The sequence below is a fragment of the Arhodomonas aquaeolei DSM 8974 genome (assembly GCF_000374645.1).
In the GTDB taxonomy this organism is placed as follows: Bacteria; Pseudomonadota; Gammaproteobacteria; order Nitrococcales; family Nitrococcaceae; genus Arhodomonas; species Arhodomonas aquaeolei.
Window position 1 is genome coordinate 1 of sequence record NZ_KB894815.1, and the last position, 24,487, is coordinate 24,487.

Annotated in this window: 22 protein-coding genes; 8 read left to right on the forward strand and 14 right to left on the reverse strand. The window is 72.5% G+C overall.

Annotated elements, in window-relative coordinates; genetic code table 11:
* A partial coding sequence (locus tag C516_RS19630; protein WP_018719081.1) for an IS256 family transposase occupies positions 1-229 on the forward strand: 229 nt, incomplete at its 5' end.
* A 581-nt stretch (positions 230-810) separates the two neighbouring features.
* Here the strand turns inward: C516_RS19630 and C516_RS0114235 are convergent.
* From C516_RS0114235 to C516_RS0114245, 3 genes are all read right to left on the reverse strand, one after another.
* Positions 811-2,130 carry a DUF4139 domain-containing protein gene (locus C516_RS0114235; protein ID WP_018719082.1) on the reverse strand — a complete coding sequence of 440 codons (1,320 nt, stop codon included), beginning with the start codon at positions 2,128-2,130 and terminating at the stop codon, positions 811-813.
* Positions 2,131-2,191: 61 nt separating this feature from the next.
* Positions 2,192-2,911 (reverse strand): LrgB family protein, encoded by a 720-nt coding sequence (locus C516_RS0114240; RefSeq protein WP_018719083.1) that lies wholly within the window; start codon positions 2,909-2,911, stop codon positions 2,192-2,194.
* A gap of 3 nt (positions 2,912-2,914) precedes the next feature.
* Positions 2,915-3,268 carry a CidA/LrgA family protein gene (locus C516_RS0114245; protein WP_018719084.1) on the reverse strand — a complete coding sequence of 118 codons (354 nt, stop codon included), beginning with the start codon at positions 3,266-3,268 and terminating at the stop codon, positions 2,915-2,917.
* A gap of 167 nt (positions 3,269-3,435) precedes the next feature.
* Here C516_RS0114245 and C516_RS0114250 point away from each other — a divergent pair, with 167 nt between their 5' ends.
* A complete protein-coding gene (locus C516_RS0114250) occupies positions 3,436-3,915 on the forward strand; it encodes a YbhB/YbcL family Raf kinase inhibitor-like protein (protein ID WP_018719085.1) in 480 nt (159 codons plus the stop codon).
* A gap of 12 nt (positions 3,916-3,927) precedes the next feature.
* On the opposite strand, the gene C516_RS20600 is transcribed toward C516_RS0114250, so the two are convergent.
* From C516_RS20600 to C516_RS0114275, 5 genes are all read right to left on the reverse strand, one after another.
* The gene (locus tag C516_RS20600; protein WP_018719086.1) at positions 3,928-5,211 is read right to left on the reverse strand and encodes an ExeA family protein; all 1,284 of its coding nucleotides are present in this window, start codon (positions 5,209-5,211) and stop codon (positions 3,928-3,930) included.
* A gap of 88 nt (positions 5,212-5,299) precedes the next feature.
* A complete protein-coding gene (locus C516_RS19640; protein WP_018719087.1) occupies positions 5,300-5,797 on the reverse strand; it encodes a J domain-containing protein in 498 nt (165 codons plus the stop codon).
* Complete coding sequence (locus tag C516_RS0114265) at positions 5,791-5,988, reverse strand: oxidoreductase-like domain-containing protein (protein WP_018719088.1); 198 nt, start codon at positions 5,986-5,988, stop codon at positions 5,791-5,793. The genes C516_RS19640 and C516_RS0114265 overlap by 7 nt, the downstream gene beginning before the upstream one ends.
* A 73-nt stretch (positions 5,989-6,061) precedes the next feature.
* Positions 6,062-8,401, reverse strand: coding sequence for a Tex family protein (locus tag C516_RS0114270; protein WP_018719089.1), 2,340 nt, complete (start codon positions 8,399-8,401; stop codon positions 6,062-6,064).
* A 4-nt stretch (positions 8,402-8,405) separates the two neighbouring features.
* Positions 8,406-9,536, reverse strand: a complete 1,131-nt coding sequence (locus C516_RS0114275) for an AI-2E family transporter (RefSeq protein WP_018719090.1) — start codon at positions 9,534-9,536, stop codon at positions 8,406-8,408.
* A gap of 165 nt (positions 9,537-9,701) precedes the next feature.
* Here C516_RS0114275 and C516_RS0114280 point away from each other — a divergent pair, with 165 nt between their 5' ends.
* On the forward strand, positions 9,702-10,847 hold the full coding sequence (locus tag C516_RS0114280) for a MotA/TolQ/ExbB proton channel family protein (protein WP_026321205.1): 1,146 nt from the start codon (positions 9,702-9,704) through the stop codon (positions 10,845-10,847).
* 5 nt (positions 10,848-10,852) lie between these two features.
* Entirely contained in the window at positions 10,853-12,172 is a 1,320-nt protein-coding gene (locus C516_RS0114285; RefSeq protein ID WP_018719092.1) for a peptidoglycan -binding protein, read from the forward strand.
* Between the two features lie 21 nt (positions 12,173-12,193).
* Here C516_RS0114285 and C516_RS0114290 read toward each other — a convergent pair whose 3' ends face one another.
* The 3 genes from C516_RS0114290 to C516_RS0114300 are packed head-to-tail and all read right to left on the reverse strand — an operon-like array spanning position 12,194 to position 14,606.
* Positions 12,194-13,111, reverse strand: coding sequence for a 2-dehydro-3-deoxygalactonokinase (locus C516_RS0114290; protein ID WP_018719093.1), 918 nt, complete (start codon positions 13,109-13,111; stop codon positions 12,194-12,196).
* Complete coding sequence (locus C516_RS0114295; protein ID WP_018719094.1) at positions 13,108-13,749, reverse strand: 2-dehydro-3-deoxy-6-phosphogalactonate aldolase; 642 nt, start codon at positions 13,747-13,749, stop codon at positions 13,108-13,110. The genes C516_RS0114290 and C516_RS0114295 overlap by 4 nt, the downstream gene beginning before the upstream one ends.
* Positions 13,750-13,784: 35 nt before the next feature.
* A complete protein-coding gene (locus C516_RS0114300) occupies positions 13,785-14,606 on the reverse strand; it encodes an IclR family transcriptional regulator (protein WP_018719095.1) in 822 nt (273 codons plus the stop codon).
* Positions 14,607-14,816: 210 nt separating this feature from the next.
* Here C516_RS0114300 and C516_RS0114305 point away from each other — a divergent pair, with 210 nt between their 5' ends.
* Positions 14,817-15,737: a sugar kinase gene (locus C516_RS0114305; RefSeq protein ID WP_018719096.1), complete on the forward strand. Its 921-nt coding sequence runs from the start codon at positions 14,817-14,819 to the stop codon at positions 15,735-15,737.
* 10 nt (positions 15,738-15,747) lie between these two features.
* Here C516_RS0114305 and C516_RS0114310 read toward each other — a convergent pair whose 3' ends face one another.
* Both C516_RS0114310 and C516_RS0114315 read right to left on the reverse strand, forming a co-directional pair.
* Positions 15,748-16,251: a serine aminopeptidase domain-containing protein gene (locus tag C516_RS0114310; RefSeq protein WP_018719097.1), complete on the reverse strand. Its 504-nt coding sequence runs from the start codon at positions 16,249-16,251 to the stop codon at positions 15,748-15,750.
* Complete coding sequence (locus tag C516_RS0114315; RefSeq protein ID WP_018719098.1) at positions 16,251-16,625, reverse strand: DUF2237 family protein; 375 nt, start codon at positions 16,623-16,625, stop codon at positions 16,251-16,253. The genes C516_RS0114310 and C516_RS0114315 overlap by 1 nt, the downstream gene beginning before the upstream one ends.
* A gap of 269 nt (positions 16,626-16,894) precedes the next feature.
* On the opposite strand from C516_RS0114315, the gene C516_RS19645 reads away from it, so the two are divergent.
* The 3 genes from C516_RS19645 (at position 16,895) to C516_RS19650 (ending at position 22,522) form a co-directional block, all read left to right on the forward strand.
* Positions 16,895-18,001 (forward strand): metallophosphoesterase family protein, encoded by a 1,107-nt coding sequence (locus tag C516_RS19645; RefSeq protein WP_018719099.1) that lies wholly within the window; start codon positions 16,895-16,897, stop codon positions 17,999-18,001.
* Positions 18,002-18,024: 23 nt separating this feature from the next.
* The gene (locus tag C516_RS0114325) at positions 18,025-20,664 is read left to right on the forward strand and encodes an AAA family ATPase (protein ID WP_018719100.1); all 2,640 of its coding nucleotides are present in this window, start codon (positions 18,025-18,027) and stop codon (positions 20,662-20,664) included.
* A 70-nt stretch (positions 20,665-20,734) separates the two neighbouring features.
* Positions 20,735-22,522 carry a bifunctional diguanylate cyclase/phosphodiesterase gene (locus tag C516_RS19650; RefSeq protein ID WP_018719101.1) on the forward strand — a complete coding sequence of 596 codons (1,788 nt, stop codon included), beginning with the start codon at positions 20,735-20,737 and terminating at the stop codon, positions 22,520-22,522.
* A 160-nt stretch (positions 22,523-22,682) separates the two neighbouring features.
* On the opposite strand, the gene C516_RS0114335 is transcribed toward C516_RS19650, so the two are convergent.
* On the reverse strand, positions 22,683-24,314 hold the full coding sequence (locus C516_RS0114335; protein WP_018719102.1) for a methyl-accepting chemotaxis protein: 1,632 nt from the start codon (positions 24,312-24,314) through the stop codon (positions 22,683-22,685).
* Between the last annotated feature and the right edge of the window lie 173 nt (positions 24,315-24,487).

Genomic DNA, 24,487 nt, shown 5'->3' on the forward strand with positions numbered 1-24,487 from the left:
CCACCACAAGCATCTCAAGAGCACCAACATGCTCGAGCGGCTCAACGAGGAGATCCGGCGACGCACGCGCGTGGTGCGCATCTTCCCCAACGCCGCCAGTTGCCTGCGCCTGGTGCGCGCGCTCGCCGCCGAAACCCACGAGGGCTGGCTCGAGGACAACCGCTACCTGAACATGCAGCTACTCAAGGAGCACAAGAAGGACTTGCTCAGGCAAGCCAACGCCGCCTGAGACTCCCCAACCCGACCATGGCCGCTTTTGCACAACTTGACGCACAGAACCCTTGCGTATGGCGGCCCCAGGGCGGCCATCCTGGCCTCGCCCCGCCTGCGCAGGTGCCGTCAGAACGCGCGCGCATCGGGGTTGCGAGGTCGGCCGCTCACGGTAGTCGACGTTGCCGGCACCGCAGGACGGGATGTTGGCTGCCAGGAGCAGCCAACCTACGGGAACTCGCGTAGGTCGTGCGCCGCAGGCGTGCGACATTCCGGCGCGGTCATGAAGATGTCGCACACGGCACACGGCACACGGCACACGGCACACGGCACACGGCACACGGCACACGGCACACGGCACACGGCACACGGCACACGGCACACGGCCGTGCACGACCTACCGGTCTGCCAGGAGCGGGGCCAACCCGCGCGGCCTGTCACCGCCCGGGATCCCTGCCGTAGGTCGGCTGCGCCCGGCAGCCGACGATCACCGCCAGCAGCCCCGCATATCCGACGCTATCGCCGGCTGACGTGCGCTGCGACGGCGGCCGGCGGGCCCGCGTGGGTCGTGCACGGCCGCAGAGGCCGTGTGCGACAGCCCTACTGGCGGACGCGCACCCGGTAGGTGAGCGTCGTCTCGTCCCCGGCGGGGACGGACAGCCGCCAGCGGGCGGTGTCCGCGTCCTGCTCCTTGCTGGCGGGGCTCGCCTCGAGCAGCTCCCAGTCGCCGGCCATGTGTTCGACGACCTCCACCGTGCGGTTGTCCCTCCCCGCGTTGCTGACGGTCACCCGCCAGGCGATCTCGTGGGTGTCGTCGCCGATGCGTCGGTAGGCCGTGCGCTCGCGCTCCGCGCTCAGGTCGAAGGCCGTGCCCAGGGAGAGCTCGAAGGCTTCCCCCGGCGGGATGTGGTCGATGCGGTCGCCGCCCTGGTAGAGCGGGGCGTCGCCGGTGGCGTCGATCACGCGCACGGTGCCCGCCGGCAGGGGCACGTCGTTGCGGCCCCGGGGGGTGACCTCGGTGGTGACGGTCACCGGCGGCTCGTCGCCGCCCTGGCGCATGGCCTGGCCGCTCACCCGGTAACGGCGTTCCACGTCGACGGGCACGGCGTTGAGCAGCGGCACGCGCAGCCGCTCGCCGTCGCCCAGGCTGTGGGTGCCCGGCAGGCGGTAGCGGTACCAGTCCCCGGCGGCCTGCGGCGCCGGCGCCGCTGCCGAGTCCGCGCTCATGGCCCGTGCTTCCAGCTTCATGGGCCGGGGGCCACCGTTGCCGGGGTCGTTCACCTGCCCGCCGATCAGGGTGACGGTGGCCCCGTCGAAGTCCGCGCCGCTGGTGTTCTGCAACGTTGCCGAGCCGGACAGACGCGCCCCGGCTGGCGCGAGCCGGAGGGTATAGTCCGCCTGCCAGTTCAGGCCCTCGGTGAGGTAGTCGAGGGCGAGCGCTCCGGAGGCGCCGTCGGTCGGCATCACCGTGGCGGCAGTGGCCTGCGGCAGGGTGTCGGTGGGCAGCGCGACCCGCCAGGGCGAGGCGGCGTCGATCCACTCCAGCCGGCCGTCGACGGAGACCACCGGCGTGCCGTTCTCCACCGCCAGCAGCCGGCCACGGCGGCGCTGGCCGTCGTGCAGCAGCACCACCTCGCGGCCGCGCCAGCGTGCCAGCGTCGAGCCTGCCGGGGCCGGGCGGCGCACGGTCTGCACCGCGCCGTCGTCGTCCGTCACCGACAGGGTCTCGAAGCGCATGCCGTCGGGCAGGCCCTCCAGTGGCAGGGGCCCGCCGCCGGCGGGGAGGGCCACGCTCGCGCTCACGAAGGCCGCGGCGTTCTGGTAGAGCACGAGGTGACGGGTGTCGGGGGTCGCCGCCATCGCGGCCGTGCCGCCGGCCAGCGCCAGCACCGCGACCGCCGGGAACTGCTGCCATCGCATCAGTGATCTCTCCCTGTTCCGGGTTGCCAGTGTCTTGTTCGCCCGCCCCCACGGCGGGTGGTCACCCGCCGGTCAGCCAGAGTAACACCGGCACCAGAATGGCGGTAACGGCGCCGTTGAGTCCCATGGCCAGCCCGGAGAAGGCGCCTGCGGCCTCGCTGTGGGAGAACGCCCGCGCCGTGCCGATGCCGTGGGCGGCGACCCCGACCGCGAAGCCCTTGGCCACCGGGTCGCGGAAGCCCACCAGCCGCAGCATGGGGATGCCGAGCACCGCCCCGGTGATGCCCGTGAGGATGACCAGCACCGCCGTGAGCGAGGGCAGGCCGCCGATCTGCTCGGCGATGCCCATGGCGATGGGGGTGGTCACGGATTTCGGCACCAGCGAGCGCAGGGTCTCGGTGTCTAGCCCCATCAGGTAGCCGATGCCCAGGGTGGAGACGATGGCCGTGAGCGAGCCGGCGAGCAGCGCCACGCCGATGGGCAGCCACAGCCGCCGCAGCCGTTCCGCCTGGCCGTACAGCGGGATCGCCAGGGCCACGGTGGCCGGGCCGAGGAGGAAGTGCACGAACTGCGCGCCGTCGAAATAGGTCTGGTAGTCCGTGTCCGTGGCCAGCAGCACGGACACCAGCGCGGCGACGGCAAGCAGCACCGGGTTCGCCAGCGGCAGCTCGCGGGTCGCGCGGAACAGCCACTGCGCCAGGCCGTAGGCGCCCACGGTCACGGTCAGCCACAGCAGCGGCTGGCCGGCGAGGTAGACCCAGATCCGCGTGAGCGTGTCCATCGCCTACTCCTCCTGCGGCGCCAGGCGACGCATCAGCCAGCTCAGGGTGGCTGCCGAGACCACCAGGGTGACCGCGGTGCTGGCGAGGATGGTCACCGTGATCGCGAGCCATTCATCGGCGACGCGGCTCAGATGCGCGATGATCCCGACCCCGGCGGGGATGAACAGAAGTGACAGGTGGTCCAGCAGTCCCCGCGCGATCCGGCCCAGCGGCTCTGGCGGGCCGCCGCGCAGGCCCAGCGCGACGGCCAGCAGCACCATGCCCAGCACCGGGCCGGGCAGGGGCAGGCGAAGCGCGCGTACGGTGATCTCGCCGACGAGCTGGAAGGCGAGCAGGGTGAACAGGGACGGGATCATGGTGGCCCTCCATGCCGCTGGGTGGGGGATGAGTCGATCCGGCCCTGTCAGCATAGGCGGCCCGGGCCCCGGCTCACCAGTGGCTTGCGCACGTCCGGGGCGTCGCCGCTATCCTTGCCGCTGTTACCGCCCAATGACGCACCGTCGACAACGCAGGGAGCGAGCGCATGGCCTTCGAGCTGACATCCCCGGCATTCCAGCACAACGGCACCATCCCCGCCCGCTATACCGGCGACGGGGCCGAGCTGTCGCCGGCCCTCGAGTGGCAGGGGGTGCCGGAGGCCGCCCAGAGCCTGGCCCTGATCGTCGACGACCCGGACGCGCCGGACCCGGACCAGCCCCGGGAGCGCGAGGTGCACTGGCTGGTCTACAACCTGCCCGCCGAGGACGGCGGCCTGCCGGAGGGCGTGACCGCCGCAGCCCTGCCGGAAGGGGCGTCGGAGGGGCTCAACGGCGGGCACAGTGTCGGCTACATGGCGCCGCTGCCGGCGGTGGGGAAGCACCGCTATTTCTTCCGGCTGTATGCCCTGGCGGCCCCGCTCAGCGAGACCGGGGTGCCGTTCGACCGTGGCGCGCTGGAGCGGGCGATGTCCGGTCTCGTGCTCGCCCACACCGAGCTGGTGGGGCTTTACCGCCGGCCGGAGTAGTCGCCGCGGGGGTCAGCCTCCGCCGAGCAGGCGCGCGTACCAGTCGGCGACCAGGGTGTGGAGGCCGTCGAAGACCGGCGTGGCCGCGCCGAGCACGATGACCAGGGCGACCACTGCCAGCAACCCGGCGAGCCAGGCGGTGGTATGGCGCTGGCGCGGCGGCACCGTCCCGGTGGCGGTCCGCGTGGCCGCGGCGCCCGCCGAGCGCGGCTCCGGCGAGACGATATCCGTGAGTATCGGCTCCTGGCCCGGGGGCGTCGGGCCTTGGTCCGCCTTCGCGGTGCCCAGGGGTCGCAGGGTGTGGGGCTCCTCGTTCCAGGCGCCGAGCAGCGGCTCCGTCGACGCGCCATCCTCCACCGGGGCGTCGGTGTCGGTGATCCGGATATCCTCACCGGGGCTCCCGGTGGGCTCGGTTCGGTCCGGTGTCGTTGTCGTGTCCGCCTCGGTGCCGGCAATGGCGTCGTAGGCGACGCGCCATTCCTCGTCGAGGGCCTCGTCCTCCATCTCGTCGAGCACGGCGCGCAGGTGCTCGGCGCGGATGGTGTGGCGGGAGTCGGCGAAGGCGTCCAGCAGCATGCGCCCGGCGAGCAGATTGATCCGCCGGGGCACGCCGCCGGTGGCGACGTGCAGCAGCCGGAAGACGGCCTCGGAGAAGCTCGGGTCGCCGTCCCAGCCCGCGCGCTCCAGGCGGTAGTGCACGTAGTCCCGGGTCTGCTGCTCGTCGAGGGGTTCGAGGCGGCAGCTCGCGATCAGGCGCTGGTGGAACTGCTCCATCTCCGGGCGGCGGATGAGCTCGCGCAGCGGGGGCTGGCCGAGCAGGAGGATCTGCAGCGCCGGTTCGCCGTTGACGGTGAGGTTGGTGAGCAGCCGCAGCTCCTCCAGTGCCTCCGCCTCCAGGTCCTGGGCCTCGTCCACCACGAGTAGCGCGCGACGGCCGCGGTGGGCGCGCGCTGTGAGGTCCTGCTGCAGCGTGGCGAGGATGGTGGCCTTGTCCCGGTGGGCCGGGGCGAGCCCGAAGCCGCTGGCGGTCAGGCGCAGCAGGTCCTCGGCGCCGAGCCGGGAGGTGACGATCTGGGCGATGTCCGTCTCCTCGGGTACGCTCGCCAGGAGATCGGCGACCAGGGTGGTCTTGCCACACCCGGGCGGCCCGGTGACCACCACGAACCCCTCGCCGCGCATCAGGCCGTACTCCAGGTACGCCCTGGCACGCTTGAAGCTCGGATGTGCGAAGACCATCTCCGCGCTGGGTGTCAGCCGGAAGGGGTCGTGCTCCAGTCCGAAGAATCGGTGGTACATCGCCTCGGGCCCTTGTTGGTCTAAGCGAATCGCATGCGCGAGCAGTCTATCAGCCCGCGCGCGCCTCGGCGTATGCCCGGGCGCCCGCTCAGGCGGCGCGGTCCTCGCCGAGGAGGCAGTCGCGGGCCTCGTTGAGTCGCGCGGCGAGGTAGCCGGAGCCGCCGCGGTCCGGGTGGCAGTGCTGCATGAGCCGGCGGTGGGCGGCGAGCACGGTCTGACGGTCCGGCGGCTCGGTCTCGTTCTCCAGGCCGAGCACGGCCAGGGCCCGGTCGCGGGTCATGGGGCCGTCGTCGCCGCCGGACGGTGGCGGTGCCCCGGCGGGGGCCGTGCGCGAGCCCAGAAAGCGCAGCAGCGGGGCCAGGCGCATCGCGGTGGGGAGGAAGCGCTGGATGGCGGCGGCGGTGGCGGCGATCGCCGCACCGATCCACGATAGCCGGCCGGTGGCGACCAGCAGCGCGATGACCACCAGCGCGCCGATCAGGATCAGGCGCGGCAGGTGCGGGCGGATCGACGCCCGTGCCGACGGCGAGACCCAGAGGATCACGGCGGCCACCACCACCGTGAGCACCAGCAGCTTGATCAGCACGGCGGCTCCTTGCCCGGAGGTAGCCCGTGGGCCTCGCGGATCGCCGCACAGCGCTCGCGCCAACGCTCCAGGCGGCGGTCGTAGATGTCGAACACGCAGGGGTCGCAGCCCGTGCCGCAGCACTCGTCGAGGTCGGGCTCGCGGGGTGGCGACGGCAAGCGCGGTTCGTGGTGGGACGCGGAGTCACTCATGGCAATCGCACAACGCCTGACTGCCTCCATGATACCAGCGCCCCGCGTCCCGGTGGCCAACGCGCCGGGGAGATCAGCGCCCTGAGCGCTCGCGCTGGCTCTGCAGCGTGGCGAAGGCGGCGCCCATGGCCGTGTCCGGGTGCGACTCGGGCTTCTTCCCGCGGCGTCCGCCCCGGCCCTCGCCCTTGCCAGCGCCGCCCGGTTTGCCCCCCGGCTGCTCCCGGCCGGCCTTGCTGCCGGCCTCGTCGTCCAGGCGCATGGACAGCCCGATTCGCCGGCGCCGGAGGTCGACGTCGATCACCTTTACCCGGACCACGTCGCCGGGGCGGCAGACCTCGCGGGGATCGCGCACGAACCGCGACGCCATGGCGGAGATATGCACCAGTCCGTCCTGGTGGACGCCGATGTCGACGAAGGCCCCGAAGTTGGCGACGTTGGTGACGGTGCCCTCCAGCACCATGCCCGGCTCCAGGTCCTCCGGGCGCTCGACGCCCTCGCGGAAGGTCGCGGTGCGGAAGCCCGGGCGCGGGTCGCGCCCGGGCTTGTCCAGCTCGGCGAGGATGTCGCTGACCGTGGGCAGGCCGAAGCGCTCGTCGGTGAACGCGGCCGGGTCCAGGCCGCCGAGCAGCTTGCTGTCGCCGATCAGCTCGGCGATCCCGCTGCCGGTCTCGGTGAGGATGCGCTCCACCACCGGGTAGGCCTCGGGGTGGACCGCGGAGGCGTCCAGGGGCTGGTCGCCTCCGCGGATGCGCAGGAAGCCCGCCGCCTGCTCGAAGGTCTTGGCGCCGAAGCGCGGCACCGCCATCAGCGAGCGCCGGTCCGGAAACGGGCCGTTGCCGTCCCGGTGTGCGACGATGCGCTCGGCCAGCGCCGCGGTCAGCCCGGAGACCCGCGCGAGCAGCGCCGCAGAGGCGGTGTTGAGGTCCACGCCCACGGCGTTGACGCAGTCCTCGACCACCGCGTCGAGCTTGTGCGCGAGCGCGAGCTGGCTGACGTCGTGCTGGTACTGGCCGACGCCGATGGACTTCGGGTCGATCTTCACCAGCTCGGCGAGCGGGTCCTGCAGGCGCCGGGCGATGGAGACCGCCCCACGCAGGGAGACGTCCAGGTCCGGGAACTCCCGCGCCGCGGTCTCCGAGGCGGAGTAGACCGACGCGCCGGCCTCGGAGACCAGCACGCTGGCGAGCCCGCCGTGGCCCTGGCGCAGCTCGGTGACCAGGCGTTCGGTCTCCCGCGAGGCGGTGCCGTTGCCCACGGCGACCAGCGCGACGCCGTGGCGGCGGACCAGGGCGTCGAGAGCGGCCAGGGCCTCATCCCAGCGCTTCTGCGGCGCGTGGGGGTAGATCGTGGCGGTGTCCACGAGCTTGCCGGTGGCGTCCACCACCGCGACCTTGCAGCCGGTGCGCAGTCCCGGGTCCACGCCCATCACCGCCCTGGGGCCGGCGGGGGCGGCGAGGAGCAGGTCGTGGAGGTTGCGCGCGAACACCTCGATGGCCTCCGCCTCGGCGTTCTCGCGCAGGCTGCCGAGCAGGTCCGTCTCCAGCCGGGTCAGGAGCTTCACCCGCCAGGTGAAGCGCACCACGCCGGCGAGCCAGTCGTCCGCGGCGCGGCCGGCGTGGCGGATATCGAAGCGCTCGGCGATCATGCCCTCGCCCCGCCCGGGGCCGGTGCGCTCCTCGGCGAGCTCGTCGGGCATCGCCAGGCGCAGGCGCAGCACGCCTTCGCGGCGGCCGCGGAACAGCGCCAGGGCGCGGTGGGAGGGGATGCCGTGGAGGGGCTCGCGGTGGTCGAAGTAGTCGGAAAACTTCACCCCGTCCTCGCGCCGTGACTCGTCCACCTCGGAGACCAGCACGCCCTCGCGCCAGGCGTAGTCGCGCAGCCCCGCGATGAGCTCGGCGTCCTCGGCGAAGCGCTCGGCGAGGATATAGCGCGCGCCCTCGAGCGCGGCGTCCGTGTCGGCGACGCCGGCCTCGGCGTCCACGTAGTCCGCGGCGGCGGTGGCCGGGTCCAGGCCCGGGTCGGCGAGCAGGGCGTCCGCCAGCGGCTCCAGCCCGGCGGCGCGGGCGATCTCGCCCTTGGTCCGGCGCTTCTTGCGGTAGGGGAGGTAGAGGTCCTCGAGGCGCTGCTTGGTGGTGGCGGCCTCGATGGATGCGCGCAGCGCGTCGCTGAGCTTGCCCTGCTCCTCGATCGCCGCGAGCACCGTGGCGCGGCGCTCCTCGAGCTCGCGCAGGTAGACCAGCCGGCGTTCGAGCTCGCGGAGCTGGCCGTCGTCCAGACCGCCGGTGGCCTCCTTGCGGTAACGGGCGATGAAGGGCACCGTCGCGCCCTCGTCGAGCAGCCGCACCGCGGCCTCGACCTGCCGCGGGGCGGCGTCGATGTCGCGGGCGATTCGTTCGGAGATGTTCACGCTCATAGGGTCAGTCCCGGGTGGGGTTGTCGTCTCGTTGTTCCTCGCCGGCCTCGCCGTCCGCGCCGGCGATGCCGTGATAGAGGGTACTGTGCACGTAGCGGTCGTGGGCGTGGCGCAGGAGCACGGCGATCACCGCGGCCACCGGCAGGGCGAGCAGCACGCCGGCGAAGCCGAAGAGCTGGCCGCCGGCGAGCACCGCGAAGATGACCGCCACCGGGTGCAGGCCGATGCGGTCGCCGACCAGCAGCGGCGTGAGCACCATGCCCTCCAGCGTCTGGCCGATGCCGAACACCGCCCAGACCAGCAGCAGCGGTACGAGGATGTCGTTGAACTGGAAGACCGCGGCCACGCTCGCCGTGGTGATGCCCACGATGAAGCCGAGGTAGGGCACGATGTTCGCCAGCCCCGAGAGCATGCCGATGAGGATCGCGAGGTTCAGCCCCACCAGCCACAGCCCGGTGGTGTAGATCGCACCGAGCGCGAGCATCACCAGCAGCTGGCCGCGCAGGAAGGCGGCCACCACCTCGTTGCACTCGCCCCCGAGCCGGCCGACCACGCCCTGCACCGAGCGCGGCAGCAGCTCGCGGATCCGCTCCATGAGCACGTCCCAGTCCCGCAGGAGGTAGAAGCCCACCACCGGGATCAGCGCCAGGTTGGTGATCAGCCCCACCAGCGCCAGTCCGGACTGGGTGGCGCGGGCGATGACCGCCGCGGCCACGGAGCCGGTGGACTGCCAGTGCTGGGTGACGGCGTCGCGCAGGGTCTGCACGTCCAGCCGCGAGGCGGACACGCCCAGGTGTTCCTCCATCCATGGCACGGCGGTGCGCTGCACCCAGTCCACGATCGCCGGCAGGCGCTGGACGAGGTAGTCCACCTGGTGGGCGAGCAGTGGCAGCAGCATCAGTGCCACGCCGATCACCACGCCGAGGGTGGCGCCGAAGACGATCACCACCGAGAGCGTGCGTGACAGACCCCGGGCCTCCAGCCGGTCCGCGATGGGATCGCTGATATAGGCCAGCACCGCGGCGACGAGGAAGGGCGTGAGCATCCCGCGGAGCAGGTAAATGAGCACGCCCCCGCCGATCACGGCCGCGAGCAGCGGCCACGCCTGACGGTCGCGCAGACCGGTGCCTTCCATGTGGGTGCATCCCTCCAGATTGATCCGCCCCGGGAGTCTAACCCAGTGGACGGCTATGGCGAGGGCACGGCTATGGCAATGGACGTAATTACCGGAAACGGATCACAATCGGGGCTGTTTCGCGCTAGAGTAAGGGCTTTGCCGCAGATCCTCAGGGAGAGCCCGGTGCGAAATCCCAATCGCGTGCTGATCTGGATGAGCGTTTTCCTGCTCGGCGTTGCGGTGGCCTGCGCCCTCCTCGCCGGCCCGCTGCGCAGCGCGTTCATGGCGAACGCCGTGTTCAACGGCCTGATCCTCGGTGTCCTCGCCATCGGCATCCTGATCAACTTCCGCCAGGTCCTGATTCTCGGCCCGGAGGTCTCCTGGATCGAGGCCTTCCGCCGCGCCGACCGCGAGAACCCGCCGGAACCGCCGCGCTCGGGGCTGCTCGGCTCCATGGCACGGATGCTCACCGGCCGCCACGGCGACCGCTTCAGCCTGTCCACGATGTCGATGCGCACGCTGCTGGACGCGATCCGCTCCCGGCTGGACGAGCAGCGCGACCTCTCGCGCTACATGATCGGGCTGCTGGTCTTCCTCGGGCTGCTCGGCACCTTCTGGGGCCTGCTCGACACTCTGCGCGCGGTGGGCGGGGTGATCTCCTCGCTGTCGATCGAGGGCCGTGACGCCGCGGCGGTGTTCGCCGAGCTCAAGAACGGCCTCCAGCAGCCCCTCTCGGGCATGGGCACGGCGTTCAGCTCGTCGCTGTTCGGCCTCGCCAGCGCCCTGGTGCTCGGCTTCATCGACCTGCAGAGCGGCTACGCCCAGAACCGGTTCTACAACGATCTCGAGGAGTGGCTGTCCGGGCAGACCAAGCTCGGCAGCGGCGGGGCCGGCGGTGACGGCGAGGGTAACGTCCCCGCCTACATCCAGGCGCTGCTGGAGCAGACCGCGGACAGCCTGGACAAGCTCCAGCGCATCATGGCCCGGGGCGAGGAGGAGCGGCGCAACTCGGAGGGCCGGCTCACCGAGCTCACCCAGGAGATCGCCAACCTCGCCGAGCAGTCCCGCGGCGAGCAGCGCGGGCTGATGAATCTCACCCGGACCCAGGCGGAGCTGCAGGGGGTGCTGCAGAACCTGGCGGATGTCACCGGCAGCAACGAGGCCCACGAGCGCGAGGTCCGGGACAACCTGCGCCACATCGCCGGCAGCCTGGACCAGCTCCGCCAGGGCCTCGCCGGGGACCGCGAGCACGTGGTCAACGAGCTGCGCGAGGAGCTGCGGCTGCTCACGCGCACCCTCGCGCACTTCCGTGACGACCGCCAGGGTTAGCGGCGATGTTCGGGGGTAGCCGCCGGGGTCGCAACGCGGTCAACATCTGGCCCGGCTTCGTCGACGCGCTCGCCACGATCCTGCTGGCGTTCGTGTTCGTGCTCATGCTCTTCGTGGTGACGCAGTTCTACCTCAGCGACGCGCTCTCGGGTAAGAGCCGCGCGCTGCAGCGCCTGCAGGACGATGTCGAGCGCCTCGCCGAGGAGCTGTCGATGGAGCGGGGCAAGCGCGAGCACCTGCAGGAGCGCATGTCCAGCGTCTACAATGAACTGCACACCACGCTGTCCGAGCGCGATTCCCTCGCCGAGTCCCTCAAGCAGGCGCAGGGCGATAAAGAGCAGCTTAAAAGCGAGCTCGCGGAGAAGGATAAGGCCCTGGAGGTCAGCCGCGAGAAGCTCAAGGTGCGGCTCACCGAGCTGGCCTCGCTGCAGGCGGATATCGACACCCTGCGCAAGGTGCGCAAGCGCCTGGAGGAGGAGGTCGGGGCCCTCTCCGGCAAGCTCGGCGATACCGAGCAGAGCCTGACCCAGGCCCGCGACCGCAGCAAGGCGCTGTCCGCGGAGCTCGCGGACGCCAAGGAGCGCACCCATCTCGCCCAGAAGGCCATCGAGGAGCGCACCATGCGCATCCGCGACCTGGTCGCCGAGATCGACGAGCGCGATCAGGCGCTGTCTGAGCAGAAGGGGCTTACCGCGGACGCGGAGACCCGTATCGAGCGCCTGCGCAACGAGCTGCGTGCGCTGCGCGACCAGATCCAGCGCGTCGCCCGGGCGCTGTCCGTCTCCCAGGAGACCGTCAGCGAACAGCGCACCCGGATCGAGGACCTGGGCGAGCGGTTGAACCTGGCCCTGGCCGAGCGCGTCGAGAAGCTCTCGCGCTACCGCTCCGAGTTCTTCGGACGGCTGCGCGAGGTCCTCGGCGACATCCAGCAGATCCGGATCGTCGGCGACCGCTTCATGTTCCAGTCGGAGCTGTTCTTCGACAGCGGCTCGGCGCAGATCGGGGCGGACGGACAGGACAAGCTGCGCCAGCTCGCGGACGTGCTCAAGCAGGTGGCGCAGCGCATCCCCGGGGACATCCCCTGGGTGCTGCAGGTGGAGGGCCATACCGACCGCAGGCCCATCAACACCGAGCGCTTCCCCTCCAACTGGGAGCTGTCCACCGCGCGGGCGACCAACATCGTCCACTTCCTGATCGATCAGGGCATCCCCGCGGAGCGCCTCGCGGCGGCGGGTTACGGCGAGTACCAGCCGCTGACCGAGGGGGATTCGCCGGAGGCGATGGCGCGCAACCGGCGCATCGAGCTCAAGCTGACCCGGCGCTGAGGGGGCGCCCGTCCCCCGCGCTCACCCCGCCCCGCCCACGTGCGGGTGCCGCCGGGCGAGGGCGAGCACGCCGGCGAGGCTGGCGTCCGCCGCTGCGACGGGGCGGACGCTGAGACCGAAGTGCCCGAGCGCGGCCTCGTAGCGTGGCCGCAGGTGTCCGTCCGCGACCAGCACCACCTCGTCGGGGGCGTAGAGCCCGCGCATGCCCAGGATCTCGTGACCGATGAGCAGTCCCGAGACGTAGTCGCGGATGCCGGTGGCGGCGAGCCCGCCGTAGAGCCAGCGGCTGCGGGCGGTAAAGAGCTGGTGCCCGAGGCCGCCGCGACGCCCGGATTCCGTGAGGCCCAGGCGGAAGGCGTCGTCGTCGGGGGTGTCGCTGTCCGCCGCGGGCGCGCCGACGATCGTGTGCCGGGTCACCGCCTCGAACAGCTCGCCGGTCATTACCGTTGCGAAGTGGCGGAGCGTGCCGTCGTCGACGCGGGCCCACTTGCTGTGGGTGCCCGGCAGGCAGAGCGTCGCGTCGCCGCGCGCCGCCAGCGCCAGCGCGCCGAGGATCTGGACCTCCTCGCCACGCATCACGTCCACGTGGCCGCCGTCGCCGTGCACGCGCACGCCGGGCACCAGCCAGGTGTTGTCGAGCCCGGGGGCGGCGGTCAGTCCATCGGCGAGGTCGCCGGCGGTGACCGGCAGCGCCGGCTGCGGGGCCTCGTGCCAGCCCTGGCGCGCGCCCACCATGCCGGCGAGGTAGACGGGTACGGCGCCGTCCTCGCGCCAGTCGCCGAGGCGTTCGCGGCAGTAGTCGGCGAAGGACCCGCCGGCGAGCTCGCGCATGCCCCGGCCCGCGGCGATCCGCTCGAGACACGCACCGCTGTCCGCGTCCACCAGGTAGGCGCGGAACGCGGTGGTGCCCCAGTCGACGACGATGATCCGCCCGCTCATTGCCCCTCTCCCCTGACGCGCCGGTATTCGGTGACGATGTCCCGGGCGGCGGCACCCACCTCCACTGCCGGGCGCCCGGCGCGATAGACGTCCCCGCCGATGCCGTAACCTGCCGCCCCGGCGGCATGGAAGTTGGCCAGGTTCTGCGCGTTGACCCCACCGACCACGAACACCGGCAGCGCCGGGGGCAGCACCGCACGCACGTCCCGGAGATAGCCCGGGCCCAGGCGCGCGGCGGGGAAGAGCTTGAGCGCCGAGGCGCCGTGGCGCGCGGCGAGCAGCGCCTCGGTGGGCGTCATGCAGCCGATCAGGCTGGTCAGCCCCTCGCGCGAGGCGGCGTCGATCACCGCCGGGTCGGTGTTCGGGGTGACCATTAGCGGCAGTGCCATCGAGGCGAGGCGGGTGACCGAGCCGGTGTCGAGTACCGTCCCCGCGCCCACCAGGGTCTGAACCGGGCAGTGGGCGCGCAGCCGGCGCAGGCTCTCCCATGGCTGCGGGGAGTTGAGGGTGACCTCGAGCATGCCGAAGCCGGCGTCGATCAGCGCGTCGGCGACCGACTCGCATTCGTCCGGCGTGATGCCGCGCAGGATGGCCACCAGCGGGCGTTCGGCGAGTGCGTCCTGAAAGCGTGGATCCATGACCGTCTCCTGAGGGGCCCCGGCCGTGCCCGTCGTTACCCGGGCCGCCCGGGCCGGTCTTCGTGGCCGGGTGGTGACATCAGCAGGCCGGCCGCCTCGCAGGCGGTACGTATCGGCCCGGCATAGCGGTGTGCCCAGTCGTCGCCGAGCCGGTAGCGGGGCACGCTCACGCTGACCGAGGCGAGCGGCTGTCCGTCCACGCCGTAGAGCGCCCGACCGAAGCACACGATGCCGGGCTCGTTCTCCTCGTCGTCGACGGCATAGCCCTGCGCCCGCACCGTTTCCAGCGCCGCCCGCAGCGCCGGCAGGCCGGTCACGGTGTTGGCGGTCATTGGCTCCAGGGCGAGCCGTCCGGCGTAGCGATCGAGGGCCTCCGGTGCCAGTGCGGCGAGGAAGGCCTTGCCCACGGCGGAGGCGTGCATGTGCACCTGATTGCCCACCATGGACGCCATGCGCACCGAGGCCAGGGACTCGACCTTGTCCACGTAGACCATCACGTCGCCCCGGGGCACCGCCAGATGCACGGTCTCGCCGGTGGCGTCGCGGATCGCCACCAGTGCCTCGCGGGCGCCGCGCGGCAGATCGTTCTGGATACGGCTCTGGTAGCCGAGCCGGGCGAGCTCGGGGCCGAGGAGGTAGCCGCCGTGGAGCGGGTCGCGGACGACGAAACGCTCGCCCTCGAGGGCGCCGAGCAGGCGGTACAGCGTCGCCCGCGGAAGCGCGCTCGCCCGCTGGATGTCCTTCAGGCGTGCGGGTCCGGGTAGCGCCGCGATGGTCTGGAGCAGGCGTAGCCCCTTGACGAAGGTCGCCGCCCCCCGCGTCGCGGAAGCACTGTCCTGTTGTCCGGCTGCGGTCATCCGGTGTCGTTCCTGTTGCCGGTTTGACGGCCCGTCCTGATGCTGCCTATGGTCTTAATATCCGGGCTTTTTGTCCATATTATGGATACCCGGCGCCGGCGCTCTGGCCGGTCCGGGGGTGCAGCGGGGGGAGTGGTTCCAATGACCGTTGACGATCGGGTGAAGGGCCAGCGCCGGGCGGCGTCAGCCGTTGGCGGCGGCTGACGCGCCATGGTGGACATCGTCTGTCTCGGAGAGCCGCTGCTGGAGCTCAGCGAGCGTCCCGGCGACGGCGGGACGTGGTTCCTCCAGGGTTACGGCGGCGATACCTCGAACTGCGCGATCGCCGCGGCGCGCCAGGAGGCCGCGGTCGGGTATCTCACCGCCCTCGGCGACGACGGCTTCGGGCGGGCGTTCCTCGATCTGTGGGCGGCGGAGGGCGTGGACGCCAGTGCGGTGGCCGTGGACCGGGATGCGCACACCGGCGTCTATTTCATCCGTTACCGCGACGGTGAGCACGTGTTCAGCTACCTCCGCCAGGGTTCGGCGGCCAGCCGGCTGGGCCCGGACGACCTGCCCCTCGACTACATCCGTGCCGCCAGGGTGCTGCACGTCTCGGGCATCAGCCAGGCCATCAGCTCCAAGGCCTGTGACGCCGTGTTCGCGGCCATGGCGGCGGCGCGCGAGGCCGGCGTGACGGTGAGCTACGACACCAACCTGCGCCTCAAGCTCTGGCCGCTCGCCCGGGCCCGTGCGGTGATCCATGCCGCCATGCGCGAGGCGGACATCGCCCTGCCGGGCCTGGAGGACGCGCGCCGGCTTACCGGGCTGACGGACCCCGATGCGGTGGTGGACTTCTACGCGGGGCTCGGGCCCCGCGTCGTGGCCCTGAAAATGGGGCGCGAGGGGGTGCTGGTCGCCGCGGACGGCGAGCGCGTGCACTGCCCGGCGCATCCCGTGGCACAGGTGGACGCCGCCGGCGCCGGCGATGCCTTCGACGGGGCGTTCCTCGCCGGGATCGTGCGCGGGGCCCGGCCGGAGGCGGCGGCCCGGTACGCCAACGTCGCCGCGGCGCTGTCCACGCTGGGGCGGGGCGCGGTGGCGCCGATACCCCGCCGCGCCGCCGTGGAGGCGGCCCTGGACGGCGCCTGAGGCCGGGGCGTCACGGCGTGGCCGCGGTGCCCACCCGGTCGAGAAACCGCGCGAACAGCGCGGCGATGTCGTCGATCACCTCCGAGAGGCCGTGGTCGCCGTCGAGCACGTGCAGCCGCCCCCGGCAGGCCCCGGTGTAGCGCACGCTGTGCGCCGGCGGGATCAGCTCGTCGCGCCAGCCGTGCACCACCTCCACGTCGCCGGCGTGGGGCGTGACGTCTCCCTCGTAGCCTGGCAGGTAGAACGCCGGCGCCATCAGGAACAGCCCCGCCGGCCGCAGCGCGGCGCTCGCCGCGGCGGCCACGTAGCCGCCCATGCTTGAGCCCACCAGCACCAGCGGACCCTCCGGCCGCGGCTGGGCGAGGAGATGGCGCACGCGCTCGTCCGGGTCCCGGGTGTGGCGGTAGTCGATGCTGGTTACCGTCGCACCCGCGGCCCGGGTGACCTCGGCCAGCCGGGTTATCTTCAAGCCCCAGGGGCCGCTCTCCTGGCCGTGGTTGAACCAGACCTCCATCACGACAGGTCCAGCGCGTAGGGCTTGAGGGTCTCCAGCGCCACCACCTCCAGGGCGGCCTCGTCGCTGGCAAGCAGTCGCACCCGCGGCGCGCAACCGGCCTCGTGGGCCTCCAGCCAACGCGCCGCGCACAGGCACCACTGCTCGCCCGCGGACAGCCCCGGGAAGCCGAGCGCCGGCCGGGGCGTGGACAGGTCGTTGCCGCGGCCGGCGCTGAAGGAGAGGAACTCGTCGGTGAGGGTGGCGCACACCGCGTGGACGCCCGCGTCGTCGGCGCCGACGCGGCAGTAGCCGTCGCGGTAAAAGCCCGTGACGGGGTCGCTGCAGCAGGCCTCCAGTGAGGTGCCGAGCACGTTTCTACGGGTCTCCAGCATGGAACAGGAACCTCTTCGTCCTGGGTGTTGTCGGCCATTGTAGGACGCTGGAAGTGAAATGCGCACGGCGGCACGAGCCGTCGCCGGGGACGGGCACAGGGAGGTGCCCGGAGCCCGGTGGATATCTTTCCCTCCTGTAAAGTCGGCGCCATGCCGATTACCCTTGTTTCGGCCCGGTTCGCCGGGCCGCACTTTTTTCCCGGCAGCACCGCGGGTGTCCGCCTGTGGGAGATACATGACGCCTGGATGGCAAACGGGAGGATCGTCGCTTGCGCCTGCTCCATACCGCCGACTGGCAGATCGGCAAGGGCTTCGGCCGGATCGCCGGCGATGCCGGGGCGCTGCTGCGCGAGCAGCGCTACGCCGTGATCCGCCGTATCGCCGCGCTCGCCGGCGAGCATCGGGCGGAGGCCGTGCTCGTCGCCGGCGACGTCTTCGACAGCCAGACCCTGCCCGACGCCGCGCTGCGCCGGACCATGGAGGCGATGGCCGAGTGGCCCGGCCCCTGGGTGCTGCTGCCCGGGAATCACGACGCCGCCCTCGCCGAGAGCGTGTGGACGCGCGTCGAGCGCCTCGGCTGCCGGCCGGCCAACGTCCACGCCGCCCTGACCCCCGAGCCGGTGGTCCTCGCCGGCGGCCGTCTCGCCGTGCTGCCTGCGCCGCTGCGGCGCCGCCACGAGCCCGGTGACGTCACCGACTGGTTCGACACCGCGGCCACCCCGGCGGGAGCGGTGCGTGTCGGTCTCGCCCATGGCAGCCTGCGCAATCGCCTGCCCGAGGCCGCGGAGGCCCACAACCCCATCGCCGAGGACCGCGCCGTGACCGCCGGCCTGGACTATCTGGCCCTCGGCGACTGGCACGGGACCCTGGAGATCGCCGAGCGCACCTGGTACGCCGGCACCCCGGAGACGGACAACTTCCGCAGCCGCGACCCGGGGCACGTCCTGCGGGTGGAGCTCTCGAGCGGTGCGGCGCCGGCGGTCACGCCCCTGCCTACGAGCCACTACCACTGGCACGAGTGGCGGCAGGACCTCACCGGTGAGGGCGCCCTGCAGGCACTGGAGGACCGGCTCGCCGGCCTGTCCGCGCCGCTGGAGTGCCACGTCCTGCGTCTTGTGCTCGCCGGCGGTGTCGACCTCGCGACCCGCTCCGCGCTGGACGAGCTGTTGGGGCGCTGGCAGGCGCGGCTCGCGTACCTGGAATGGGACGACACCGCGCTGCGCCCGGAGGCCACCGACGCGGACCTTGCCGCCTTCGAGGGCAGCGGTTTCGTCGCCGACGCGCTGGCCGCGCTGCGAGAACGCCAGGCCAACGGCGAGGCGTACGCCGCGGAGGCGGTGCAGCGGCTCTACGCCGCCTACCACGAGCTGCGCTGACCGCCACGTCAGGGAGGGACGCAGTGGAGATTCGGCACCTGCGCATCGAGAACTTCCGTCACCTGGTGGCACCGCTGGAGATCGGCCCGCTGGAGGGTGGTCTCAACGTCCTCGGCGGCGACAACGAGGCGGGCAAGTCCACCGTGCTCCAGGCCTTGCGCGTGGCGCTGTTCGACCGGCATGGCCTGAGCGGCCGGACGGCCTCGGAGCTCCAGCCCTACGGTCATCGGGTGGGCCCGGAGGTGACCCTGACCTTCGCCAGCGGTGGTGACGAGTACCGCCTCTGGAAGCGCTTCTGCCAGGGTGCCGGCGCGTGCCTGGAGGGGCGAGGCGCCCGCTGGGAGGGAGACGCCGCGGAGGAGGCGCTGCAGTCGCTGCTCGGTTTCGAGCGCCCCGGCCGCGGCGCCACCGACGCTCGCCACCAGGGCGTCTGGGGCCTGCTCTGGGTGACCCAGGGCACTACCTTCCATGCCGTCGATCCCGCGGAGAGCGCGCGCCGGTCCCTCGGTGCGGTGCTGGAGGCGGAGGTCGGCGACGTCCTCGGCGGGGACAGCGGCCAGCGCCTGCTCCGCCATTTCGTCGCCGAGCGCGGCCGTTTCTGGACGTCCACCGGACGCCCGGGGAAGACCCTCAAGGACGCCGACGCCCGGGTCGAGGCCCTGTCCGCGGAGTTGGCCGCGGTGGACGGCGAGCTCGCCGAGTTCGACGAGGCCGTGACCCGGCTCGCCCGCGAGCGCGATGAGCTCGCCGCACTCGACGATCCGGACGCCGCCGGCGAGCGCCAGGGTCGCCTGGAAGCCGCCCGTGCCGCCCACCAGCGCGTGGAGGCCAGACGGGCCGAGCGCGAGCGCCTCGCCGGTGCTGTGCGCGTCGCCGAGGCCGAGCACCAGCGCCACGAGGCGGAGTGGCTGGAACGCCACAAGCATATCCGCGAGCTCACCGAGCTGGAGCAGGTCCTCACCGCCGCGGACACGACGCTGGCGGATGCGGGCGCCCGCGTGAGTCGGGCGGAGGCGGCCGAGGCCGAGGCCCGCGCCGCGCACGATGCGGCGGGCGATGCCGTGGCCGCCGCGCGCCGGGCCGAGGAGGCGGCCGCCAGGGCCCGCGAGCGCGTGGACGGCGAGCGCCAGCTACGCGCCGACCGTGACGCCCTGGCCCGGGCGGAGGAGGCACTGGAGGCTGCCCGGCAGGCACGGGCATCGGTGGCGGACATCGCTATCCAGCGCGCTGACGTGGACGAGCTGCGTGGCATCGAGGGTCGCCTGGTCCGGGCGGAGGCGCGGCTGGAGGCCGGCGCCACCCGGGTGGATGCCGAGGTCTCCGTGCCCGTGTCGGTCAGCGGCGCCGCGGAGCCCGTCGCGGAGGGCCAGTGGCGGCTGACCGGCGAGGGCGTGCTCGCCCTCGAAGGGGTCGGCACGGTACGGGTGAGCCCCGGCGGGGTGGACCTGGCGGCGGCGCGGGAGGCCCGGGATGAGGCCCGCGAGGCCCGGCGCGGCGTGATATCGCGCCTCGGCGTGGACACCGCCGCGGGCGCGGAGGCGGCCCTCCAGCGGCGCGAGCGTGCCCGCGCCGACGCCGAGGCCAGCGAGAAGCTCGCCGCGGCCTATGCCCCGGACGGTGTCGTGGCCCTGCGCGAGCGCGTGCAGGCGACCGCCGCGCGTCTGCAGGCCCTGCCGGCAGCGGAGGAAACGGACGTGGAGGCCGCTGCCGCGGCGTTGCCGGCAAGGCGCGAGGCGCGGGAGGCCCGGGAGCGCGAGCATGAGGAAAGCGCCAAGCGGCTCGGCGAATGCCGCGACGCGCTCGCCCGTTGCCGCGAGGCCCGGGTGGCCGCACGTACCGAGCGTGATCAGCAGGTCCGGCGCCGGGAGCATCTCGCCGCCACCCTGGCGCAGGCCCGTGCGAGCCGCGACGACGACGCCCTCTATGCCGGGCTCGCTACCGCCCGTCAGGCGCTGGAGATCGCCCGCGACGACCTCGCCCGCGCGGATGCCGCCATCGCCGGCGAGGACCCGGAGACGGTGGCCCTGCAGCTCAAGACCGCCGAGGCGGCGGTCACCCGGGCGCGCGAGGAGCGCGAACGCACCGCCCGCGCCGTGCGTGACCTACAGGTGCGGTTGGAGGCGCTGGGGCAGCAGGGCCTGGGCGAGCGCCGGGTCGAGCTGGACACGGCCCTGGCCGAGGCCCGGCGGGAGCGGGACCGCCGGCACCGGGAGGCCGGGGCGGTGAAGATGGTCGCCGACGAGCTGGAGGCCGCGGCCAGCGCGGCCCGCCGGACCTTTCTCGGGCCGGTGATGGAGCGCCTGGGGCCGTACCTGCGCATGCTGATGCCGGATGCGGAGCTGGTGCTGGACGATACGCTGACCCTCACCGGTGTGCGCCGGGGAGGGCAGGAGGAGGCCTTCGGCGACCTGAGCCTCGGCACCCGCGAGCAACTCGCCATCCTCGTGCGCCTGGCCTTTGCCGACCTGGTCGCCGAGCGCGGTGAGCCGGTGCCGGTGATCCTGGATGACGCCCTGGCCTTCGCCGACGAGCGCCGCTTCGAGGTCATGAAGCTGGCCCTCGCCCGGGCCGCGGAGCGCCACCAGGTGTTGGTGCTCACCTGCCGGCCACGGGAATACGCCAGCCTGGGTGCCCCGTTGCACCGTCTGGAGCGGGCCCTGTAGGCGCCCGCGGTGTCACGGGCGTGTCACGATCGGTCATTACGCTCAACGATCGGGTTGCAGCGGATACGCCATGATCGAACGCGAAAGCCTGGATGCGATATTCGCGGCGCGGGCGCTCACCGCGCTGTTCCAGCCGATCCTCACCTGCCCCTCGGGCGGGCTCTGGGGGCACGAGGCGCTCATTCGCGGACCGTCGTCCGGGCCGCTGCATTCGCCGCTCAAGCTCTTCGACGCGGCCGCGCGTGAGGGCCGACTGGTGGAGCTGGATCTGCTCTGCCGCGAGGTCGCCATCCAGGCCTTCGGTCGGGCGGGCTGTCCCGGGCGGCTGTTCCTCAACGTCACCCCGGACGCCGTGGTCGCCAGCGATCACCCCACCGGTGAGACCCTGCGTTTCCTCGAACGTGCCGGCGTCGCCCCGGAGCGGGTGGTCATCGAGATCACCGAGCAGTTCCCCATCCACGACTATGCCATCGTGCGCCACGCCGTGGATCACTACCGCTCGATGGGCTTCGCGGTCGCCCTGGACGACCTCGGTGCCGGCTATGCCGGGCTGCGTCACTGGTCGGAGCTGCGCCCGGACTACGTCAAGATCGACCGCCACTTCGCCAGCGGCGTCGAGTCCGATGCCGGCAAGCGCGAGGTGGTGCGTTCGGTGCTGGACATGGCTCGGCGCATGGGCACGCGGGTCATCGTCGAGGGGATCGAGACCGAGGCGGAGTACACGGCGCTGCGCGCGCTGGGTATGACCCACTCCCAGGGCTACCTCTTCGGCCGGCCGGCGGCGCGCCCACTCAGCGTGGACCAGCCCATGCCCGGTGAGGACGTCGGCGGCGTGCCCGGTGCCGCCGTCCAGCGGCCCACCGCGCGGGTGCTCGCGCGCGAGGTCGTCCCGGCGGCGCCCACGGCCAGCGTCGCCGAGGTCGCGGCGCGGTTCCGTGCGGAAGCGGACCTCCGCTGTGTGCCCCTGGTGGGGCGGGACGGCCGGGCCGTGGGCATCGTGCGCCGGGATACCCTACTCTCCAGGCTCGCGCACAACTACGGCCATGCCCTGTTCGCCGGGCGCGCGGTCACGGCCTTCGTCGAGTCTTCCACGGTCACTGTCCCCGGCGACCTGCCCCTGGAGGCGTTGAGCCGGCGGGTGACCGAGGCCGACGACGCCGATGAGGCCATCCTCATCACCGATGCCGACGGGCGCTACCTGGGCGTGGGCAGCGTCTTCGACCTGCTGCGCCGGATCACCGATCTCCAGATCCACAGCGCCCGCCACGCCAACCCGTTGACCGGACTGCCGGGAAACGTGCGCATCGAGCAGCATATCGACGCCCTGCTCGCCGCGGGTACGCCGTTCACCGTGGTTCACGCGGACCTCGATCACTTTAAGGCCTACAACGACTTCTACGGCTACCAACGCGGTGACGAGGCCATCCTGGCCACCGCCCGGATCCTGCAGGCGCGGCTCCACGCCGGGGACTTCGCCGGCCACGTCGGCGGCGACGACTTCGTGCTGCTGCTCAGGGGCAGCGACTGGGAGTACCGCTGCCAGGCGCTGCTCGAGGACTTCGCCGCCCACGTGCCGTCCCTCTACGATGCCCGGGAGCGCGAATGCGGCGGCATCGATACCCGTGACCGCCAGGGCAGCCCGCAACGCTTCCCCCTGCTCTCCATCTCCCTCGCCGCCGTTCCCGTGCTGGACCGGCGCTTCACCAGCCACTACCAGGTCGCTACGGTGCTCGCCGAGATCAAGCACTGCGCCAAGCGCGAGCCGGGCAACAGCCTGTTCGTGGACCGCCGGTGCCGGCCGGACGGCGAGTCGGCGTCCGTCGATGGGGCTGTGGATGGCGCCGCCGCCGACGGCTAGTGGTCTGTCGGGTTTAGGTGGATTCGAGCGTGGGTGTGGGGCAGCGAGGCGATTTGGATGCTCATTCGAGGCGCATAGTGGGTCTTATGCAACGAGAAGAAGCATCCAGAAGGACCACTGTACCATTTCGCAGCCAATTCAGCCTAAATCCGAGAGGCTGCTAGGCGGTGCGAAAGCGTTCGACGCGTTGGGCAAGCTCTGCCGCCTGGGTGCGTAGGGATTCGGCGACCTCGGCGTTGGCCTCGCTGCTGGAGGTGGTCTGCGTGGCGATCTCGCTGACCGCCTCGAGCTGGCGGCGCAGCTCTGCGCCCACGCGGGTCTGCTCCTCGGAGGCGGTGGCGATGCGTTCGGTGTGCTCGCGGATGTGTCGGGCGCCGGTGGCGATGTCGCCGAAGGCCTCATTGGCCCGTCCGGTCTCTTCCCGGGCGGTCTGTGCGGAGGTCAGGCTGTGCGACATCGCCGCCCGCCCCTCGCCGGCGAGGCGCTGGAGCTCGGTGACGCTGGTCTGGATGTTTTCCGTGGACCGGCTGCTGCGCTGGGCGAGCGCCCGGACCTCCTCGGCGACCACCGCGAAGCCCTTGCCGGCGTTACCCGCCCCAGCGGCCTCGATGGCGGCGTTCAGCGCCAGGAGGTTGGTCTGGCGGGCGATGCCATCGATGACCTCGACCACCTCGCCGATGGTCTCGCAGTGGCCGTTCAGCGCCTCCAGCTGTTCCGCGGTCTCGCCAAGGTCCCGCTCCGCGGCGCGCACCCGCTCTAGGCCCGCCTCCAGCCGGGCGCGGCCGTCGCGGATGCGCGCGTCGACGTCCGCGGTGGTGCCGTCGGCCTCGCTCGCCGCGGCGGCGACCTCCTCGACTGCGCCCGCGCTCTGGGTGGCCGCGGTTACGGCCTCTTCCAGGCGTTCGTCCTGCTGCCGGACCCCGTCCAGGGTCTCGGTGCTGCGCCGGTAGAGGGCGTCGGCGGCCGCGCCCAGGGCCCGGTCCGCGGTGCGAATGGCGTCTACCGACCCCGCGAACTCGGCGAAGCTGCGCTCCAGCGCGCGGCTCATGCGGCCGATCTCGTCGTTGCGTGGCCAGTTCACCCGGGCGGTGAGGTCGCCGCCGGCGACGGCGTCCGCGGCGGCGACCACACGGGCCAGCCCGCGGCGGATGTGGCCCGCAAGCAGGGCGGTGAGCAGCAGGCCGGTGAGTACCGCCACGGAGGCGACGCCGGTAATCCACAGCCGCGCCGCACGGGCGCCCTCGACGGCGCGGGTGCGGGCCCGTGCGGCCGCGGCGTCGACGCCGTCGATGTAGGCGTTGAGCGTCTCCTGGGCGCTTCCCAGTAGCGCATCCCCCTGGTTCTCGCTGAGCTTGATGGCCGGCTGTACCATTCCCTTGTTCGCCTTGTCCCGGAGCTGGCCATGGAGCTTGCGGTAACGCTCTATGGTCTCGCGAAAGCGCGCCAGGCGCTCGCTCTGCGCGGAGCCGGTGGTTGTGGCGTCGAGCCGGGCGATCAGTGTGTCCAGGGTCTCGAAGGCCTGCTTAGCCTCGGCGAAGTAGGTCTTGGCACCGCGGATGTCCAGCGAGGCCCTGGCCAGCAGCGCGCCCTTGTCCGCGCGTTCTATCGCGGTGATCGTGCCGCGGACCTGCTGGGCGTCGCGCACGCGGGCCAGCGCCCGGTCGGCGACGGCGGTGACCGCGGCGTCCAGCCGGGAGATCTGCCAGAAGCCGGTGAGCGAGACTGCGGCGATCGCCCCGACGAGGACGGCCAGGGTGATCCAGAGTCTCGCGCGGATGGTGACGTCGCGCATAATAGCCGTACTGCCTGCTGGGAAAGGACACCGCTGCCGGTGCTCCGGACCGGCTCGCGCTCGCCAACCGTAGGCTTTGCGGATTGCATGCGCATGACAATCTGCCGGCTGAATCCGGGCCGCGGCAGCGGATACACGCCGATCCGTCTTTGGGGCGTAGTCCTCCGGCGCCG